The organism is Novacetimonas hansenii (assembly GCF_014843995.1).
Classification (GTDB): Bacteria; Pseudomonadota; Alphaproteobacteria; order Acetobacterales; family Acetobacteraceae; genus Novacetimonas; species Novacetimonas hansenii.
The window spans coordinates 2448171-2465618 of the sequence record NZ_CP062147.1 but is presented as its reverse complement, the minus strand read 5'-3'; the positions used below and the strand labels follow the sequence as shown (position 1 = coordinate 2465618).

Here is a 17448-nt window from a genome sequence, read left to right as displayed (position 1 = left end):
TCTCCTGCTTCAGGCGGGAGGGGATTTGCAGAATTCCTCCAGAACCTTGTTAAAGGTTTCGGGATATTCGTAATAAGACGCATGTCCCGCCTGTTCCATGATCCGCAGGATACAGCCCGGCACGGCAGTGGTGATTTCTTGTATTGCACGCATGGGCACGATCACATCCTCGCGGCCGGTCATGATGTAGACTGGTCGTTGTAGTCCCCGCAGATCCTGTATCAGGTTCCCGGTTGCCAGAAGATGCACCGCCTGTGTGTATCCTGCCACTGATACCCGGCCCATTGCGGCCACTGCTCCGGCAATCTGTTGTGCTGTTGCCTGCGGGGACAGGGTGCGTCGGGCGCGTTGAGCGGCCATTCCTGCCGGTCCCAGGCGGGTTATATCGTCAATCCGGCCCTGCAATGCCGGCGGAAAGGGGCTGTTGGGCGGCAGCCCCAGTCCGCTTGCCGGTGCAGAAAGGATCAGGTTTGCCACGCGGGATGGGATGCGCAAAGCCATGCGGGCAGCCGTCAGTGCGCCCAGAGAATGCCCCACCAGATCACATTGCTTTATGCCGTTATTGTCCAGCAGGCTGCTCAGAATATCTGCATAATCATCAACGACGGGGCGTTCCATGGGAAAAGGCGCACTTTCGGCATAACCGGGAGCGTTCCATGCGATAACCTGTCGTCGGGTGCCAAATGAGGTCAGTTGTGCCTGCCATGACCGGGCGTCGGAGCCAATACCATGCAGCAGTACAAGGGGACGTAACATCGCCTCCTGTGCTGGCATGGCGTGTGCCCAGCTTATGTTCAATGGCCCGTTGCGCAAACCCTGCAGAAGGATGGAGCGGATGTCATATGTCATGACTGTGCCTCGAACTGGATATCATCGGGCTGTGCGGTGCCGATAACGCAAAGCAGCGTAACAGGGGTAAGTTCATTATTGCGGAAATAGTGACGACGCCCGGCGGGTGTAAGGATGACATCGCGTGGGCCGATCTGCTGCTCCACGCATATGCCGTCTTCCTCCCACCCAACGGTAATGTGACCCTCTAGCACCAGGAAGGCTTCTTCCACTTCACGGCAGTAGGGCCTGACCCCGACAAAGGGTGGAATCAGAAACATCTCCTTACGCACGGTTGTCGCCTTCACACCGCCTTCACCCACATAAATCTTGCGTCCAAACCCTGCGGGCAGCCAGTGCGTTTTCTGGTTGTCATACCGGATGACATTGCGGGCCATCAGTTCACTCAACGGGAGTTCATCTGCCGATGTCAGCAGATGCGTATGCCCAGGCTGTGCGCCAAAGGCCACCGCAAGTTCCGCGCTGGTATCCTTTGGGTGGTAAAGATAGCGTGGTGGTAGTGGTTTTCCAGCCCCGACCATGACCGACAGCATGACAGGTTCTATGCCTGAATTACGAAAACCATGTGCTATATCACGGGCATTCAGTATCATATCCTTGGGGCCAAGTGCGACTTCTACCACTTCACCCTCTGATTCCCATCCAACGGTCAGCACGCCGGACAGGATGAAGAAGGCTTCTTCGATTTCATGGGCGTGGCATGCCGCAAATTTCCCCGGTTCCTTATAAATCAGGCTCATGGTGAAATGTTCAGGGCGTAACGTGGTGGTATCGCCACTTTTGGGCGAGCCACCAGATCCGATCATGCGCATCTGTGCGCGGGCCAGTTCCGGGTATCCGGCGTTCGATGGGAAGGCATTCCAATCAAACTGTCGCGTTGCATAACGTTGTATGTGGTCTTGGAAATCGTCTTGCAGGGACATGTTCTGAACTCCTGACCTGCCGGCCTTATGCCGGGATTGGATCGGGTGATGAAGGTGCGTGATGGGGGCTTTCAGTCTTTGTGTAAGCCGCCTGTCACACGCTAATAATTGTTCATAATATAACCATGGGTTCGTATTCAATCAAATATATGGATCGGAGTCTGTGTGGAAATCTGACAGAATTTGTAGGAATTCGTCTGAATGGACGTTGCCTTGCAGATGTTTAAAAATGAATATTATGTTGTTAAATAAAGAAAAATAAATGGATTTTGTCTTTAATGACGCTGGTTGTCATTCCAATAATGTGATGCCGAAATAAGTTGATCGAGATATTCATCTGGGATATAAAATGTTCATATAGTGATTTAATGTTCAAATATGAACATATTTGCGATGCGCTGACTTGCTTACAAAAGCATGTGCTTATGTGCGTAAGTTATGGGCAGGGCTGCTGCAGGATTGTCTGGACATGAAAGGCGTGGCTGCGAAATGGACGAATATGGGCAGGATATGCACGAAGTCACCGTGGTCAGGCCGGAGGGGGAAAGTCATTACCTGTCCCCGCCGGTACAACGTGCCTGCCGGCTTTTGCGATATATTGCAGAGGGTGGTTCATTTGCGAACATCAGGGCCGTTGCAACGCAACTTGACATAAGTCGTACTACATTGCTGCGGCTTTTGCATACGTTCGAGGTCGAACGTTTTATCGAAAAGGTCTCTGGCGGTGGGGATTACCAGATTGGTATCGACTTGGTCGGCATGGTGGGCGACCACGCCTATGGGCAGGACCTTGTGCGGATCGGCATGCCGGTGATCGCCCGGCTTGCGGAGGAAACCGGACTGTCAGCGCATCTTGGGGTTCTGGATGGTCTGGATGCCATGTACCTTGCCCGTCGGGTGCCAAATGTCCCGTTGGCCAGCAATATTACGGTGGGTTCGCGTATCAGCGCACATGCAACCACACTGGGCCGTGCGATCCTTGCCGTTATGGATGCAGAGACAGTGCGGGCAATGTATGCGGGATGTGTGCTTGGGCAATATACGGACATGACACCAACCACCTGGGAAAGCCTTGAGGCACGCCTTCGGGCGGAGCGCGAGATGGGATATTCTGTCAGTGATGGTGTCTACAGCAATGGGGTCAGTTCTGTCGCCGCACCCATTTTCGGCCATGGTCACAAGGTTCTGGCCGCACTTAATGTGACTGGTCCTACCTCCTTGTTCAAGATGTCTCTTCGCAGGGAAACACAGATCATCGAACAGGTCTGCAAGGCTGCGCATATATTGTCGGTGCGTATCGGTGATCGTGAAGAGGCTGCGCCACCAGTCGGCAGCCATTGTGACCTGCATGTCGGAAGATGACGGGGGTATTCCTATGAACATGGGATTGAATGACCGCGTTGCCGTCGTGACGGGAGGATCATCGGGGATCGGGCTGGCGACGGCGCGTGAACTGCTGCGTAATGGCGCTTATGTCGCCATCTGTGGTCGTGACGCCAATCGGTTGGCGCATGCCCGTGCCGAATTGGTAGGTCTTGCAGGGGCGGGGCGGGTATTGGCTGTTCAATGCGATGTCCTGGAAAGCGGGCAGGTGCAGGCATTGCATGATGCGGTGATGGCGTGGCGTGGCGGGTGCCATCTGCTGGTCAATAATGCGGGCCAAGGGCGTGTTTCCACATTCGCGGATACGGATGATGCAGGGTGGCGCGAAGAGCTTGATTTAAAATTCTTCAGTCAGATAAACACGATCAGGGCATTTCGTAAAACCCTGTCCCATGATGGCGCGGGGGCTATTGTGGCGGTGAACTCATTGCTGGCATATCAGCCGGAACCCCATATGGTATGCACTTCGGCGGCACGTGCCGGGGTGCAGAATCTTTTGAAATCGCTTGCATGCGAACTGGCGCTTGCCATCCGGGTCAATTCGGTTGTGGTCGGGTTGATCGAATCCGGTCAATGGCGACGGCGTTTCGAAGTACGGGCCAACCGCAATCTTGGTTATGACGCATGGCTGGCTGATATTGCGGCGCGCAGGACTATACCGCTGGGCCGGTTGGGAAAGCCGGAAGATGTGGCTCAGGCGATCGTATTTCTTGGCTCTTCCGCTGCGCATTATATTACCGGTGCCCGAATTGAGGTCTCAGGCGGTCTTTCACGCCAGATATGATGGAAAACACTTCATGGTGAATGCAATGACCGGGGAGGTTCCCGATACGGGGATGTCCGTGGGCGAACAGGTTGCGCAATGGTTGGAGACAATCGGGGTTACGACCGTGTTCGGCGTTATTTCGATCCATAACATGCCAATACTGGACGCGTTATATCAAAAGGGCTGCATCCGTTTTGTTCCCGCGCGGGGGGAGGCAGGTGCAATGAACATGGCCGATGCCTATGCCCGTGTCAGCGGATGTCTGGGGGTGGTGATTACCAGTACCGGCACGGCCGCAGGGAATGCAGCAGGCAGCCAGGTAGAGGCCCTGACCGCCTGTTCACCGGTGCTGCATATCACGACGCAGGTTGATCGCCCCCTGATGGATCGCGATCGTGCGGCCATTCATGATGTGCCGCACCAGCCCGTCATGCTGCGTGGTGTATCCAAATCCGTGTTCCGTGTGTGGGAAGCACGAACCCTTCTGCCGATGCTGGCGGCGGCGGCGGCGGCGGCGCTCAGCGCCCCCATGGGGCCGGTTTCCATTGAAATCCCGATTGATGTCCAGCGTGAACGTGCTGCTGTTCCCCTCTATATGCCGCGTCCATATGTTGCACCAGTCATCCCCGATCCGGTGGCGCTTGATCACTTTGCGACAATGTTGCGCCGCGCGCGACGGCCCGTCCTGTGGTTGGGTGGGGGGGCAAGGAAGGCCATGGCTCAGGCTGTCTTGCTGGCGGATCGGGGATGCGCTGTCGTGACCAGCACGAACGGGCGGGCTATCGTGCCAGAAAACCATCCGGCCACGTTGGGGGCATTCAATATGTCTCCATCGGCACAGGAAATCTATGCACGTTCTGACCTTGTCATGATTGTCGGGTCACGCCTGCGTGGAAACGAGACATGTAATAATACAATGCCATTGGGGCAGGCGCGTATACAGGTGGATGCGGATGCAACCCAGGGGGGACGGAATTACGCGGTTGATCTGTTTGTGCATGGCGATGCGCAACTCGTGCTACAGGGGGTTGTGGATCGTATTCCTCAAGATCTTGATACAGAAAGAAAATTTCTTGAAGATGTCAGGCATGCACGTTGTAGCGCCGAGGCAGACCTGCGGCAGGCGCTGGGGCCTTATGCTGTCGTTGCGGATACATTGCGTCATCATGTATCGGAGGAAAAGCTCCCGTTCGTGCGTGATGTCACGATCGCAAATTCCATGTTTGGCAACCGTTATGTGACTTTGGCCGCCCCGAACCTGGGGGTGCATGCGCTTGGCGGTGGCATCGGGCAGGGGATCGCAATGGCGATTGGAGCTGCATGCGCTGCACATTCTAGAAAAACCGTGGCATTGCTGGGGGATGGCGGGGCCATGCTGTATATCGGGGAACTGGCCACGGCTGTTGAGCAGCAGGCTGATATTGTCTTTGTACTGATGAATGACCGGGGATATGGCGTGATCCGCAATATCCAGGATTCCCAGTACGGTGGGCGGCATTGTTATACATTATCGAATACGCCCGATTTTGCAAAACTGTCGGAAGGTATGGGGCTGGCTTATCGCCGTGTCGATGATGCGCAGGCTTTTCCCGGCACATTTGCACAGACCTTGCGAATGGAAGGACCGGTCTTGCTGGAGGTCGACATGCTTGCGATTGGTCCGTTCGCACGCAGCTTTACGGGCCCCCCCGCAGGGGCCGCTGGCAATGGTGTGGCCTGATGGGATGCATGCGGGTCAATATGGGGGTGATCGGATGTGGTGCGATGGCCGCCACGATGATGCAGGCCCTGTACGCAGCGGGAATGCGTTTCCCGACCCTGACATTCCTGGTGCCGCAAGGAAGTGCGGAGCGGGTTCGCGACCGTATCAGAACATGGCAGGAGGGCGACACCTGCCCGACGGTCGTGACAACATATGATGCGTTTATGGCGGCCCGTCCCGATATCGTGGTTGAATGTGCCTCACAGCAGGCGGTCACGATGTACGGCGCGGATGTTCTGGCGGCGGGCGTGCCGCTGGTTCTGGCCTCTGTCGGGGCATTGGCTGATGATGATGTGCGTACATCCCTGCAGCGTGCTGCATCTTTTGGCGGCACACGTTATCTGGTCGCGCCAGGTGCGATCGGGGCGCTTGATGTTCTGGTGGCGGCCCGTCTGTCGGGTCTGCGCGAGGTGATCTATCATTCCCGCAAGCCACCACAGGCATGGCGTAGCACACTGGCTGAGCAGAAAATGCCGCTGGATACACTGTCTGTCCCAGAAGTATTTTTTGATGGCACGGCACGTGCCGCAGCCCTGGATTATCCCAAAAATGCCAATGTGGCCGCCGCCATTGCCTTGGCCGGGGTTGGTTTTGAAAAGACCCGTGTCAGGCTGATCGCGGATCCCGGTATTACGGGCAACATCCACGAGATTGTTTTTGATTCAGGGTGTACAACCGTTTCCATCCGTTTGGAGGGACGTGCATCCCCTGATAATCCACGCACTTCCCAGACTGCTGGGTACAGCCTGGCGCGTCTGGTGATAAACCATGTGACATGTGAAGTGATCTGAAAAATCCGGAGCAACGCAATGACGTTACAAGATCCCTTTCCAGAAACGGATATGCCCGATGGCAGGATTTATGTCGGCGGTGAATTCCGTGTTGGTACTGGCGAGGAAATTACGTCCTATTTTCCAGCGGATATGCGGATCAATCGGGTCATGCGTGGTGCGGGAACCGCCGATGCGGCGCTCGCACTCGAACGGGCGCAGGCGGCGGCGATGGCCCCTGCCTGGCGCAACCTCCTTCCCCATCAGCGTGCATCATATCTGTATGAAATTGCGGAGGCACTTGCACGCAATGCTGACAGGATCGCGTGGATACAGACACGTGATACAGGCAAGACCCTGATGGAAACGCGCGCGCTGGCCCAAAGTGCCGCCGCGACATTCCGTTATTATGCCGCCGTTGTAGAAACGCGCGAAGAAGCGATAACGCCAGCCCGTGGCCCTTATATGACACTGTCCTGTTATGAGCCGGTCGGTGTTGTCTGCGCGATTACACCATGGAATTCGCCCATTGCAAGCGATGCGCAGAAAGTGGCCCCCGCGCTGGCGGCAGGCAATGCGGTGGTGCTGAAGACTGCGACATGGACGCCGCTGGTTGCGCTGGAATTCGCACGTATCATTGATGCAACCAGCCTGCCGAAAGGTCTGTTTTCAGTATTGCCCGGAAGTGGGGAGATCGTTGGCGAATATCTGGTCAATCATCCCATGGTCAGGCGTATTTCCTTTACCGGTGGCACCCGTGTCGGGCATGCCATCGCCCTGCATGCCGCAAAACGCATGATCCCGGTATCGCTGGAACTGGGTGGGAAATCGCCCACCATCGTATTCGCCGATGCGGATCAGGATGTGGCAATCGCCGGGATTCTTTATGGTATCTTCTCTTCATCAGGACAATCCTGTGTCGCGGGATCGCGACTTTTCATCCATGAAGACATATATGAAAGTTTTCTGGAGCGTCTTGTCAGGGCAGCAAAAGGCCTGAAGGTCGGACACCCCTTCGTCCCACAGACTCAGGTTGGGCCGCTGGTTCATGCCGCACATCTGCGCACGGTGGAGGGATGGGTGGAAAAAGCACGTAAGGCGGGTGGTGATATCCTTGCGGGTGGGCGGCGACCGGAAGGCAGCATGTATGATGCAGGGATCTATTACCAGCCTACAGTGATTGCTGGACTGCCAAATGCGTCCGAAGCCTGTAGGGAGGAGATATTCGGCCCTGTCCTGACGGTGCAGAAATTCTCTAATATTGGGGAAGTTATTGCATTGGCCAATGATAATCCTTACGCGTTGGCATGCGGTATATGGACACGTGATAACGTGCAGGCCATGCAGGTGGGGCGGCGTATTACCACTGGCACGGTATGGATCAATACCTATAAGCAGTTTTCCATATCCACGCCTTTTGGCGGAGAGAAGGAAAGCGGCATGGGCAGGGAAAAAGGTCTTCAGGGACTTCTTTCATACATGCGGCAGAAATCCTATTATATTGGCATGTCTGAAATCCCGCATCCTTGGGCCGCGTCATGAGAATGCAGGCGTATTCCCGTTGTTTGAGGACGGCATATCCTGATTTTTTGTAAAAATTCTAAAAGAAAAATCTGCACAATGTTTCAGATGGCTGATGAACAGGCCCGCTGAAATTGGCAGGACATAACCGCCCATCCCGATGTAATGGCACAACAGATCCACAGCACGTGTCATGGGCGAGCGTCCATCATGGATAATCCGTGCATATAGTCCATGGTAAAAGGCCTGCCGAAGCAATTCAGGCATTGGACTGCGATTGCTGGGTATTTCGGAAACTGGACGAAAATTTCAGTTTTCAGTTGGCTTTTCAATTTCCCTTCTGACGGTGTGTTGATCCGGCTTCACGGTCTTTAGCCGCACCACAGCCATGTCATGATCGTGCAGATCGCCATCATAGCGCACCCTGAGCATTTCCATTGTTGGATACCATGGGCGGTTGGCATCTTTTTGTGTCAGGAGCCCCTTTCATGGGAAACGCGTGGATATGTTTCGCTACAATGTATCCACTCGGGATGGATATCACCTATTTTTTACATAAAGAGCAGTTATATTTATACGAATGTATCCAATTAACTGATACTCGTTGCGGGCAACCTTACCCGCCCGTGTGGGGGGACGTCATATAAGGAACAGGCCTGATGCGCACCATTCCTCTGGAACCCCAGGCATCATGGGTGCAGCTTCGCTCTACTCAGGAAGACTGGGATGCGATGGAACCTGCCATTTTGGATACAATGCTGGTTCGGTTAAGTCTGATACGGGCGTTTGAAGAAAGTGTTCTCGATCTTGCTGGTAGTGGTCTGGTCCATGGGCCAGCCCATTCTTCGATTGGGCAGGAAGGCGGTGCCGTGGGAAGCATCCTTCCCCTGTTGCCGGGGGATCAGGTCAATGGTTCCCATCGTGGCCACCACCAGTTTCTGGCAAAGGCGCTGGGATATGTCGCGCAACATCAACCGCTGACATGCACGGCCCCTTTCGATGGGGCAATCCGGGAAACCCTGCATGGTGCCCTTTCTGAAATCATGGGGTTGCGTACCGGGTTCTGCCTGGGACGGGGTGGGTCTATGCACCTGCGATGGGCCGAGGCCGGGGTAACGGGAACAAACGCCATTGTCGGTGGTGGTGTCCCGCTTGCCGCAGGTGCAGCGTGGGCAGACCGCCTGGCTGGGACACACAATGTATCCGTGACCTATTTTGGGGATGGGGCTGTCAATATCGGTTCCGTCCTTGAAACCATGAACCTTGCGGCGGCATGGAAACTGCCGTTGATCTTTTTTATTGAAAATAACCTTTATGCGGTCTCCACCCATGTGAATGAGGCAACGGCCGAAGCGCGATTGTCGTCACGGGGGCTGGCCTTTGGAATTCCTTCATGGCAGGTCGATGGGATGGATCCTGTCGCGACCTTCATGGCGATGAACGAAGCCCTGGCGGTATGTCGGGCGGGCAATGGTCCGGCGGTCATCGAAGCCACAGTTTATCGTTACTTTCACCAAAATGGAAAACTTCCTGGCAGTGCCTTTGGCTATCGTGACAAGAATGAAGAAGCCGCCTGGCGTGAGCGGGACCCGATAGAGCATGTCGGGCGTGAAATGATACGGCGCCAGCTTATCACATCGCAGGACATATCCGACCTGCGTGAACGATGCCGGGCGATCATGGAGAATATATCATCAGAATTGACGATTATGGAAGGGAACCAGCGCAGCATCCGAGTTGAGCTTTGGCCTGCGGCATCATTCCGCGATGTCGGGATTCGCAGTGACCTTGGTGAGATCGGTAATCTGCCCATCCTGTCGAAAGATGTTTCATCTGAAGGTAAGAAACGAAAATTTGTTGATATCGTTGCAGATGTCATGAACCGACGTATGGAATGTGACCCCCGTATCGTTGTTCTGGGAGAAGATGTCCATCGTCTCAAAGGTGGCACGAACGGTGCTACACGTGACCTTGCGACGCGCTTTCCTGATCGTGTCTTTGGAACACCAATCAGCGAAAATGCATTTATGGGCCTTGCAGGCGGCCTTGCCATGGATGGGCGTTTCCGGCCGGTGGTGGAGTTCATGTATCCCGATTTCATGTGGGTGGCGGCTGATCAGGTCTTTAATCAGGTTGGGAAGGCGCGGCATATGTTTGGTGGTGCGATTGATGTTCCCCTTGTCCTGCGTACCAAGGTTGCAATGGGAACGGGATATGGATCGCAGCATTCCATGGACCCCGCTGGTATTTTCGCGACGGCTCCGGGGTGGCGTATTGTCGCACCGTCCTGCCCTGCTGATTATGTGGGGCTGATGAATGCTGCCCTTGCGATCAATGATCCCGTTCTGGTTATTGAACATGTTGATCTTTACCAGACCATATCGCCGGAGCCGCATGATCTTGATGGTATTATCCCGCCCGGTTCAGCAGCATTGCGCCGGACCGGGGACAAGGTCACTGTTATTACCTATCTGGCGATGGTTCAGCCCGTAATTGATATCGTGGATGAACTGAATGCGGATGTGGATGTCATTGACCTGCGCTGGCTGGATCGGGCCAGCCTTGATTGGGATACCATAGGGGAAAGTATCCGTAAGACAAACCGTGTACTTCTGGTGGAACAGGGCGCACGTGGGACATCCTATGGCGGCTGGCTGGCAGATGAAATCCAGCGGCGTCTGTTCGACTGGCTGGACAGCCCGGTCATGCGGGTGACGGGGGGAGAAGCTTCGCCCAGCATCTCGAAAGTTCTGGAACGTGCGGCATGTGCCGGACGGGATGACATCAGTATTGCCCTGGGGGAACTGCTCGCGCTCGCCTAATGGCGGTTGTGGGGGCCCCTTTGGGCATTGGTCCCGTTTAATAATGGAGACTGCAATGCAGGAATTTACAGGTCGTATCCTGCTCCTGACCGGGGCAGCAGGGGGCATTGGCCGTGAAATCGCCGCGTTTTTCTTTGCACGTGGCGCCAGCCTGCTTCTGGCGGATCTTGATGAAAGCGCCGTAATCAACATGGCGCGGCAAATGGACCCACAGGGTGAACGTATCATTGCCGCGCGGTATGATGCCGCGTGTGAACACGATGCCGGGATTATTGCCAGTCTGGCGCATGATCATTTCGGCGGAGTTGATTTCGTGGTGCCGGGGGCGGGGATTTATCCCCATTGTCCGGTGTCGCAGATGGAGGGGGCTGACTGGCGCAGGGTTATTGCGATCAACCTCGACAGTGTTTTCTATCTTTGTCGGGCGGTCATGCCCATTTTGCGTGAAAATAGCGCCATTGTCACACTGACATCCGTTGCGGCCCATCGTGGTAGCCAGAATCATGCCCATTATTCCGCATCGAAGGGCGCAGTTCTTAGCCTGACGCGTTCGCTTGCCATTGAGCTTGGCGGGCGTACCCGCGTCAATGCGGTTTCTCCGGGGATTATAGAGACCGCGATGACGCGTGAACTCCGTGGAGAAAAAGGGGACATCTTAAAGGCCCAGACACCGTGCGGCCGCTTTGGTCAGCCGCGTGAGGTGGCGTCCGTCGTGGCATTTTTGTGTGGTGATGATGCAAGTTTTGTGAATGGGGAGGTCATCCATGTCAATGGTGGCCTCTATATGGCCGGCTGAGCCCTGTCAGTGAGGTAGATCTTCATGGCCGTCAATATTTGCATGCCCGACCTTTGCGCATCGTCCGGAACGATAACGCTGTCGCGATGGCTTCGGGCCGAAGGGGATGCGATTTCTGCCGGGGATATCCTTGCGGAGATGGAAGCTGACAAGGCGACGATAGAAATCGAGGCACCGGCAGGTGGGATTCTGGGGCGTATTTTGGTTCCGGATGGTACTGAAGGTGTCAGTGTTGATCAGGTCATCGGAATGGTCGTCGATCCTGGCGAACCCATCCCGGATGCGCTCGGCAATCTGAATGTTCAGGCCCCGGCGGCAATATGTCCCGATACAGGCCCCATGACGCAGGCTGTGTCCCCGTGTAGCGAGAGGGGAATATCCCTGCCGGACATAAGTGGGGACGTTACGAGGACGCGGGTTTTTGCCTCACCAGTTGCGCGCCGTCTGGCGCGGCTGCATGAGCTTGACCTGCGACGGGTTGAGGGAAGTGGCCCAGGGGGAAGGATACTGCGTCGCGATATCGAATGCCTGCTGTCGAATGAAAAAATCATTCAGGTAAAGGAAAAGACGAAACCGGATGTTGATCGCGTTGTTATGTCGGGCATGCGACGGACCATTGCCGCGCGTCTGACGAACGCAAAGCAGACGATCCCGCATTTTTATGTTTCCGTGGATGTGCAGGTTGATGCCTTACTGGACCTGCGCGAAGAACTCAATCGCGTGGCGCCATTCCACGGCGCCCCCGATGCGTTTCGCATTTCGGTTAATGACATGCTGATCCGTGCCTGTGGTGTGGCCTTTGCCACGGTGCCATCCATGAATGTCCTGTATGCCGAAGATGCGCTGCTTTTCCCGCGGCAGGTTGATATTGCCGTGGCGGTTTCTGTATCTGATGGATTGCTGACGCCGGTCCTGCGTGACGTGGGTGGAAAATCGCTGCTCGTCACCAGTTGCGAAGTCCGCGCACTTATCATGCGTGCGCGTGAAGGAAAGCTGAGCGTGGAGGAAATGCGCGGTGGCAGCTTTACAATCTCGAATGTCGGAATGTTTGGTATTGATAGCGTGACACCGATCATCAACCCACCCCATGCTGCGATATTGGGGATTGGGGCGATCCGTCGCCTGCCAATCGTCAGGGACGGGCAGATTGCAATTGCATCCCTCATGACCTGCACCCTTAGTGTCGATCACCGCGTTGTGGATGGTGCGTTGGCTGCGCAATGGCTGGCCGCGTTCAGGAATATCGTCGAACACCCCATAAGATTGCTGACCTGATAAACGTTTTCTTCAGATGATGCCCCTGTGGATTGGGGTATGGGAGACAGGATTATGGCTGACGGCAAATTACGGTGTTATATGCCCGACCTTGGGCGTCTGCTGGAGCAGCTTCCAAAAAACTGGGGGCGGTGGGGCGAAAATGATGAGGTTGGTTCGCTCAATTTCCTGACCGCGCAAGAAGTCCTGCGCGGCGTGGCATCAGTCCGCCAAGGAAAGGTGTTTACGCTTGGCATTCGTATCGCCGCCCCCGAAGGGGACCCGATCTGGCCCGGCCGTGCGACGGCGCACCGGGTCAACGTTATGGATCGTGGCCATTTTATGTGTGGCAAGGCCGAACCCCTGTCGGGTGGGGGCGAATGGGCCGACGACATGGTGGTGATGTATCTGCAGGGATCCAGCCAGTACGATGCGCTGGGGCATGTATGGTATGATAACACCCTTTATAATGGCTACCCCGCCGCGACGACAGTGGGGGGCATGAGCAAGGCCAGTGTCCTTCCCATTGCCGAACGTGGCGTGGTTGGGCGCGGTATCCTGATTGATATGGCCCGTTTCCGGGGCAAGGAATGCCTTGATCGTGGAGAGACCTTTACACATACGGACCTTGAAGCCGCAGCAGCGCAGCAGGGGGTTGAGATCCTGCCCCATGATGTTCTGGTGATCCGCACAGGCTGGATTGGCAAATTCTATCGCACGCCAAAAGAGGAGTTCTATCGCGACTTCCTTGAACCCGGCCTGACCTACAGCCCGGAGCTGGTGCGCTGGTTTCATGAAAAGGAAATTCCCAACCTTGTAACGGATACGATCGCCAATGAAGTGACCGTTGATCCCGAAAGTGGGGTAACTCTTCCGCTGCATTGCGCATTGATGCGTAATCTTGGGGTGGCCTTTACCGAAATCATCGCCCTTGATGCACTGGCGGAGGATTGTGCTGCCGACGGGCAGTGGTCTTTCCTGTATACAGCCGCACCGCTGAAGGTGGTTGGTGGATCGGGTGCGCCAGTCAATCCGGTTGTCATAAAATAAAAATACCGCTCGGCGGAGGAACTTTCATGAAACCACTATCTGGTAGTACGGCGCTTGTGACCGGTGCAGGGTCGGGTATCGGCCGTGAAACAGCTATAGCCCTGGCAAATGCAGGTGCGGCCATTCTGGTCAATGACGTCTCGGGCGATGCCGCACGTGCGACATGTGCGATCATTGGCAAAACCGGTGGGCAGGCCACTCCTTATGTTGCGTCCGTGGCGGACCCGGATGCGGTACGCGCCCTGTTTGAAATATTTGATGATGAAGGGAAAACGCCTGATATTTTGGTCAATAATGCAGGGATCAGTGGAAATGGACCAACATTGGACCTGACGGATGAAAGCTGGCTGCGTGTCGTGGGCATCAACCTGAATGGAGCATTTTTCTGTAGCCGTGAGGCCGCGCGTCGCATGAGCGCAACGCGGAAGGGGACGATTGTCAATATCGGCTCGATTTATTCCATTGTCGCCGCCCCGCAACGCCTGTCCTATTGCACGACAAAAGCTGCGATTGCGATGATGACGAAATGCCTCGCGCTGGAGTGGGCGGACGCTGGCATTCGTGTCAACTGCGTGGCGCCTGGATATGTGGACAGTGCCTTGACGCGCGAACTTGCCGCGGCAGGGCGGCTTGATATGGCGGCGCTGGAGCGTCGTACACCACAGCATCGCCTGGGCAAGGCAAGCGAGATTGCAGACGCGGTGTTATATCTGTGTGAACCGCGCAGCGCGCATATCACGGGTCATGTCCTTTCGGTGGATGGTGGCTGGACAGCAAATGGATATCTCTGATCTGTGTCTGCAGGCTGTTTCCAAATATATCGGTATCGAATCCATGGGAATGAAAGACAGTCATCATGGAGCAATCCCATCCGGTTCCAAGGTTCAGATGGCGTATCGGCTGTCTGCTCGCCCTTGGGGTTTTCGTCAACTATATTGATCGTATCGCCCTTTCGGTGGCTTCACCGCAGATACAGGCTGAATATGGTCTTGATAGCATTCAGCTTGGCTGGCTTTTCAGTGGTTTCTTCTGGGTCTATGCATTTGCCCAGATCCCCAGCGGGCTGCTGGCTGACCGATATGGTGCATGTGCGACAATGCGGGTCAGTACTGTCCTGTGGACGGTTTCATCCGGCCTGATGGCATTGGCGCGTGGGTTCCCCGGCTTCTTTGCGGCACGTATGCTGCTGGGACTGGCGGAAGCTCCTGCTTATCCGGCTGGTACAAAAGCGACCGGATACTGGTTCCCACGCAGTGAACGTGGAACGGCTACGGCGGTATTCGACGCATCCGCACGGTTTGCGAATGTGCTTGGGGTTCCGCTGGTGGCACTTGTGATCGTTTACCTGGGCTGGCGCTGGGCATTCGTCATGACGGCATGTTTCAGCCTGTGTTACGCGATTACATTTTTTCTTGGTTATCGCGATCCATCACAGCATCCGCGACTGAGTTCACATGAACATCGTTATATGCTGGCGGGTGGTGCCTGTGTCGAAGGGGATGCAAGCGCAGGAAGTGGCTGGGCCACTATTCCACACCTTCTGCGGCAGCGTAAAATATGGGGTATCATACTGGGGTTTGCGGCATATGGGTATTTTTTTACGCTGTTCCTGACATGGATGCCAAATTACCTGGTTCGTGAACTACATGTCGGCACGATGCAGTCGGCGATGTATGTCATGATCCCGTGGGGTATTGCCACGCTTGGCGAACTGTTGGTCGGTGGCTGGTTTATTGATGCGCTCTGCCGTCGCGGGTATGACGATACATGGACGCGCAAGGGGATGCTCCTGCTTGGTTTCATTCTGGGCATGGCCATGATCGGCGCCATTTTCACGCATCGTCCCGGATGGGCGGTATTCTGGATTTCACTTTCCCTCGGGGGCTTGTCGAGCGCCGCGCCAGTAATCTGGAGCTTGCCTTCTCTTGTCGCACCACGTGGGGTAGGGGGAACGGTGACTGGTATTGCCAATTTTGTAAATAACGGCGCGGGCATCGTGGCAACGATTCTGACCGGGTATCTGGTCAATCTGACGGGATCGTTCGGGGCGGCGTTCACGTGCGCATCAGCGATGTTGCTGGCGGGTTTTGTCGCTATTGCCATCCTTGTGGAATCCTTTACACCCGTTGGGGAACCACCGGAATGCGTGATTACAATACCCTTGTCCGGCAGATGGATGAAGGGACGGTGAAGCCCTGAGGGTGACAGGGATAATTTTCCATGCTGGGTAACGTATGACAGAGAATGCCGCTTCGCAGCCATTGGCCCCGACCGCCCGCCGGATTGCAGATGCATTGCGACATGACATCCTGTCGGGTGTGCTTGTTCCGGGAACACGTATCCGGCAGGAAGATTATTCGACCCATTTCGGTGCCAGTCGCATTCCCGTGAGGGAAGCCCTCAAAGCCCTGCAAAGCGAAGGATTGCTTGTCCTTCAGGCGAACAGGGGGGCATGGGTTGCCCATATGAACCAGGCACAATGTCTGGAGATCTATAAGATACGCGAACGTATAGAGCCACTGGCCCTGAGCGAAAGTACGCAACGCATGCCATCTGCAACCATGGACGTGCTTGAGGAACTTGTCGATCGTATGGAGCAGGCGGAAACTGTTGATGCGTTCATTCCCCTGGATCGGGAGTTCCATCTACGAAGCTATGAGCATTCATCACTTCCTGAACTGAATGCGATGATCCTGCGATACTGGAACACGACGCAGCAGTATCGTCGGACATATATGAACGAGGTGGGATTCAGCCTGCGCACGATCGTCGATTCTGAACACAGGTTGCTGATGGATGCAATCCGGCGACGTGACAGTTACAATGCGGAATGCCTGCTTCAGGTGCATATCCGTCGGACACGCCTTGAGTTTGAAAAAAACAAGGTTGTCGCGACAGGGGAGAGGTAACACCATTTACCATACGAAGGGAATGCGGTCATGGTCGGATTGCCGGGATTGCGCGGTGTGGAACATATTGGTTTCACCGTGCCGGATATTGAAGAAGCCACGCGTTTTTTCGTCAATGTCATCAGATGTGAATATGTCTATTCTCTGGGACCGTTTCAGTCGCCTGATGATTGGATGACCACGCATCTGAACGTTCCTGCAGATGCGGTTATGCGGGAATTAAGGTTTTTCCGGTGCAGAAATGGTCCAAACTTTGAGGTATTCCAGTATGAAACACCAGCCCAGCATTGTATCCCGCCCCTGAACAGTGATGTCGGTGGGCATCATCTGGCCTTTTATGTAGATGATTTTGACGCAGCACTTACACATCTGAAGTTGCATGGTGTCCGTCTACTGGGCAAGCCCACATACCGCAATACGGGGCCAAGTGCTGGTCAGACATGGGTATATTTCCTGACCCCATGGGGGATGCAATTGGAATTGGTAAGTTTTCCAGAAGGCAAGCTGTATGAACGCACAGCAACCACTATGTTGTGGCAGCCTGCGTCAGCCTGAATGACAGTAATATTCATTTGAATGACCGCAACCCATACAGAGCAGTGTTCGTTATGACGGGCAACGAAATTCTTGCAATGTGTGGATG

The 17448-nt window shown here is 55.2% G+C and carries 16 protein-coding genes; 13 read left to right on the top strand and 3 right to left on the bottom strand.

Annotation, left to right across the window (positions count from 1 at the left end):
• Window positions 1–9: 9 nt before the first annotated feature.
• Together IFJ82_RS10795 and IFJ82_RS10790 are read right to left on the bottom strand one after the other, a co-directional pair.
• Window positions 10–849: an alpha/beta fold hydrolase gene (locus tag IFJ82_RS10795; RefSeq protein WP_192264536.1), complete on the bottom strand. Its 840-nt coding sequence runs from the start codon at window positions 847–849 to the stop codon at window positions 10–12.
• Entirely contained in the window at window positions 846–1772 is a 927-nt protein-coding gene (locus IFJ82_RS10790; protein WP_192264534.1) for a cupin domain-containing protein, read from the bottom strand. The genes IFJ82_RS10795 and IFJ82_RS10790 overlap by 4 nt, the downstream gene beginning before the upstream one ends.
• Window positions 1773–2261: 489 nt before the next feature.
• Between IFJ82_RS10790 and IFJ82_RS10785 the strand changes: the two genes are divergently transcribed.
• Genes IFJ82_RS10785 through IFJ82_RS10765 form a run of 5 tightly spaced genes read left to right on the top strand, consistent with a single transcriptional unit; the run spans window position 2262 to window position 7995 of the window.
• A complete protein-coding gene (locus IFJ82_RS10785) occupies window positions 2262–3134 on the top strand; it encodes an IclR family transcriptional regulator (protein WP_192264532.1) in 873 nt (290 codons plus the stop codon).
• Window positions 3135–3153: 19 nt separating this feature from the next.
• Complete coding sequence (locus IFJ82_RS10780; RefSeq protein WP_239026116.1) at window positions 3154–3939, top strand: SDR family oxidoreductase; 786 nt, start codon at window positions 3154–3156, stop codon at window positions 3937–3939.
• Window positions 3940–3952: 13 nt separating this feature from the next.
• The gene (locus IFJ82_RS10775) at window positions 3953–5641 is read left to right on the top strand and encodes a thiamine pyrophosphate-binding protein (RefSeq protein WP_192264530.1); all 1689 of its coding nucleotides are present in this window, start codon (window positions 3953–3955) and stop codon (window positions 5639–5641) included.
• A gap of 8 nt (window positions 5642–5649) precedes the next feature.
• Window positions 5650–6474 carry an aspartate dehydrogenase gene (locus IFJ82_RS10770; RefSeq protein ID WP_192264529.1) on the top strand — a complete coding sequence of 275 codons (825 nt, stop codon included), beginning with the start codon at window positions 5650–5652 and terminating at the stop codon, window positions 6472–6474.
• Between the two features lie 18 nt (window positions 6475–6492).
• The gene (locus tag IFJ82_RS10765; RefSeq protein ID WP_225578638.1) at window positions 6493–7995 is read left to right on the top strand and encodes an aldehyde dehydrogenase; all 1503 of its coding nucleotides are present in this window, start codon (window positions 6493–6495) and stop codon (window positions 7993–7995) included.
• On the opposite strand, the gene IFJ82_RS10760 is transcribed toward IFJ82_RS10765, so the two are convergent.
• Complete coding sequence (locus IFJ82_RS10760) at window positions 7990–8241, bottom strand: hypothetical protein (RefSeq protein WP_192264527.1); 252 nt, start codon at window positions 8239–8241, stop codon at window positions 7990–7992. The genes IFJ82_RS10765 and IFJ82_RS10760 overlap by 6 nt on opposite strands.
• Window positions 8242–8633: 392 nt before the next feature.
• Here IFJ82_RS10760 and IFJ82_RS10755 point away from each other — a divergent pair, with 392 nt between their 5' ends.
• The 8 genes from IFJ82_RS10755 (at window position 8634) to IFJ82_RS10720 (ending at window position 17360) form a co-directional block, all read left to right on the top strand.
• A complete protein-coding gene (locus tag IFJ82_RS10755; RefSeq protein WP_192264525.1) occupies window positions 8634–10796 on the top strand; it encodes an alpha-ketoacid dehydrogenase subunit alpha/beta in 2163 nt (720 codons plus the stop codon).
• A gap of 55 nt (window positions 10797–10851) precedes the next feature.
• The gene (locus IFJ82_RS10750; RefSeq protein ID WP_062809276.1) at window positions 10852–11592 is read left to right on the top strand and encodes an SDR family NAD(P)-dependent oxidoreductase; all 741 of its coding nucleotides are present in this window, start codon (window positions 10852–10854) and stop codon (window positions 11590–11592) included.
• 24 nt (window positions 11593–11616) lie between these two features.
• The gene (locus tag IFJ82_RS10745) at window positions 11617–12867 is read left to right on the top strand and encodes a dihydrolipoamide acetyltransferase family protein (RefSeq protein ID WP_192264523.1); all 1251 of its coding nucleotides are present in this window, start codon (window positions 11617–11619) and stop codon (window positions 12865–12867) included.
• A gap of 54 nt (window positions 12868–12921) precedes the next feature.
• Window positions 12922–13896: a cyclase family protein gene (locus IFJ82_RS10740; RefSeq protein WP_192264521.1), complete on the top strand. Its 975-nt coding sequence runs from the start codon at window positions 12922–12924 to the stop codon at window positions 13894–13896.
• A gap of 26 nt (window positions 13897–13922) precedes the next feature.
• Window positions 13923–14687, top strand: coding sequence for an SDR family NAD(P)-dependent oxidoreductase (locus IFJ82_RS10735; RefSeq protein WP_192264519.1), 765 nt, complete (start codon window positions 13923–13925; stop codon window positions 14685–14687).
• A gap of 65 nt (window positions 14688–14752) precedes the next feature.
• Window positions 14753–16087 (top strand): MFS transporter, encoded by a 1335-nt coding sequence (locus IFJ82_RS10730; RefSeq protein WP_192264517.1) that lies wholly within the window; start codon window positions 14753–14755, stop codon window positions 16085–16087.
• 43 nt (window positions 16088–16130) lie between these two features.
• Window positions 16131–16805, top strand: coding sequence for a GntR family transcriptional regulator (locus IFJ82_RS10725; RefSeq protein WP_003619250.1), 675 nt, complete (start codon window positions 16131–16133; stop codon window positions 16803–16805).
• A gap of 30 nt (window positions 16806–16835) precedes the next feature.
• Entirely contained in the window at window positions 16836–17360 is a 525-nt protein-coding gene (locus IFJ82_RS10720) for a VOC family protein (protein WP_192264515.1), read from the top strand.
• Window positions 17361–17448: the final 88 nt, after the last annotated feature.

Excerpts from the sequence above, each read along its gene's own strand:
- IFJ82_RS10720 (WP_192264515.1), top strand. The coding sequence starts at position 16,836 with ATGGTCGGATTGCCGGGATTGCGCGGTGTGGAACATATTGGTTTCACC.
- IFJ82_RS10760 (WP_192264527.1), bottom strand. The coding sequence starts at position 8,241 with ATGCCTGAATTGCTTCGGCAGGCCTTTTACCATGGACTATATGCACGG.
- IFJ82_RS10755 (WP_192264525.1), top strand. The coding sequence starts at position 8,634 with ATGCGCACCATTCCTCTGGAACCCCAGGCATCATGGGTGCAGCTTCGC.
- IFJ82_RS10740 (WP_192264521.1), top strand. The coding sequence starts at position 12,922 with ATGGCTGACGGCAAATTACGGTGTTATATGCCCGACCTTGGGCGTCTG.
- IFJ82_RS10750 (WP_062809276.1), top strand. The coding sequence starts at position 10,852 with ATGCAGGAATTTACAGGTCGTATCCTGCTCCTGACCGGGGCAGCAGGG.
- IFJ82_RS10770 (WP_192264529.1), top strand. The coding sequence starts at position 5,650 with ATGCGGGTCAATATGGGGGTGATCGGATGTGGTGCGATGGCCGCCACG.
- IFJ82_RS10765 (WP_225578638.1), top strand. The coding sequence starts at position 6,493 with ATGACGTTACAAGATCCCTTTCCAGAAACGGATATGCCCGATGGCAGG.
- IFJ82_RS10790 (WP_192264534.1), bottom strand. The coding sequence starts at position 1,772 with ATGTCCCTGCAAGACGATTTCCAAGACCACATACAACGTTATGCAACG.
- IFJ82_RS10780 (WP_239026116.1), top strand. The coding sequence starts at position 3,154 with ATGGGATTGAATGACCGCGTTGCCGTCGTGACGGGAGGATCATCGGGG.
- IFJ82_RS10725 (WP_003619250.1), top strand. The coding sequence starts at position 16,131 with ATGACAGAGAATGCCGCTTCGCAGCCATTGGCCCCGACCGCCCGCCGG.
- IFJ82_RS10735 (WP_192264519.1), top strand. The coding sequence starts at position 13,923 with ATGAAACCACTATCTGGTAGTACGGCGCTTGTGACCGGTGCAGGGTCG.
- IFJ82_RS10730 (WP_192264517.1), top strand. The coding sequence starts at position 14,753 with ATGGAGCAATCCCATCCGGTTCCAAGGTTCAGATGGCGTATCGGCTGT.
- IFJ82_RS10745 (WP_192264523.1), top strand. The coding sequence starts at position 11,617 with ATGGCCGTCAATATTTGCATGCCCGACCTTTGCGCATCGTCCGGAACG.
- IFJ82_RS10775 (WP_192264530.1), top strand. The coding sequence starts at position 3,953 with ATGGTGAATGCAATGACCGGGGAGGTTCCCGATACGGGGATGTCCGTG.
- IFJ82_RS10795 (WP_192264536.1), bottom strand. The coding sequence starts at position 849 with ATGACATATGACATCCGCTCCATCCTTCTGCAGGGTTTGCGCAACGGG.
- IFJ82_RS10785 (WP_192264532.1), top strand. The coding sequence starts at position 2,262 with ATGGACGAATATGGGCAGGATATGCACGAAGTCACCGTGGTCAGGCCG.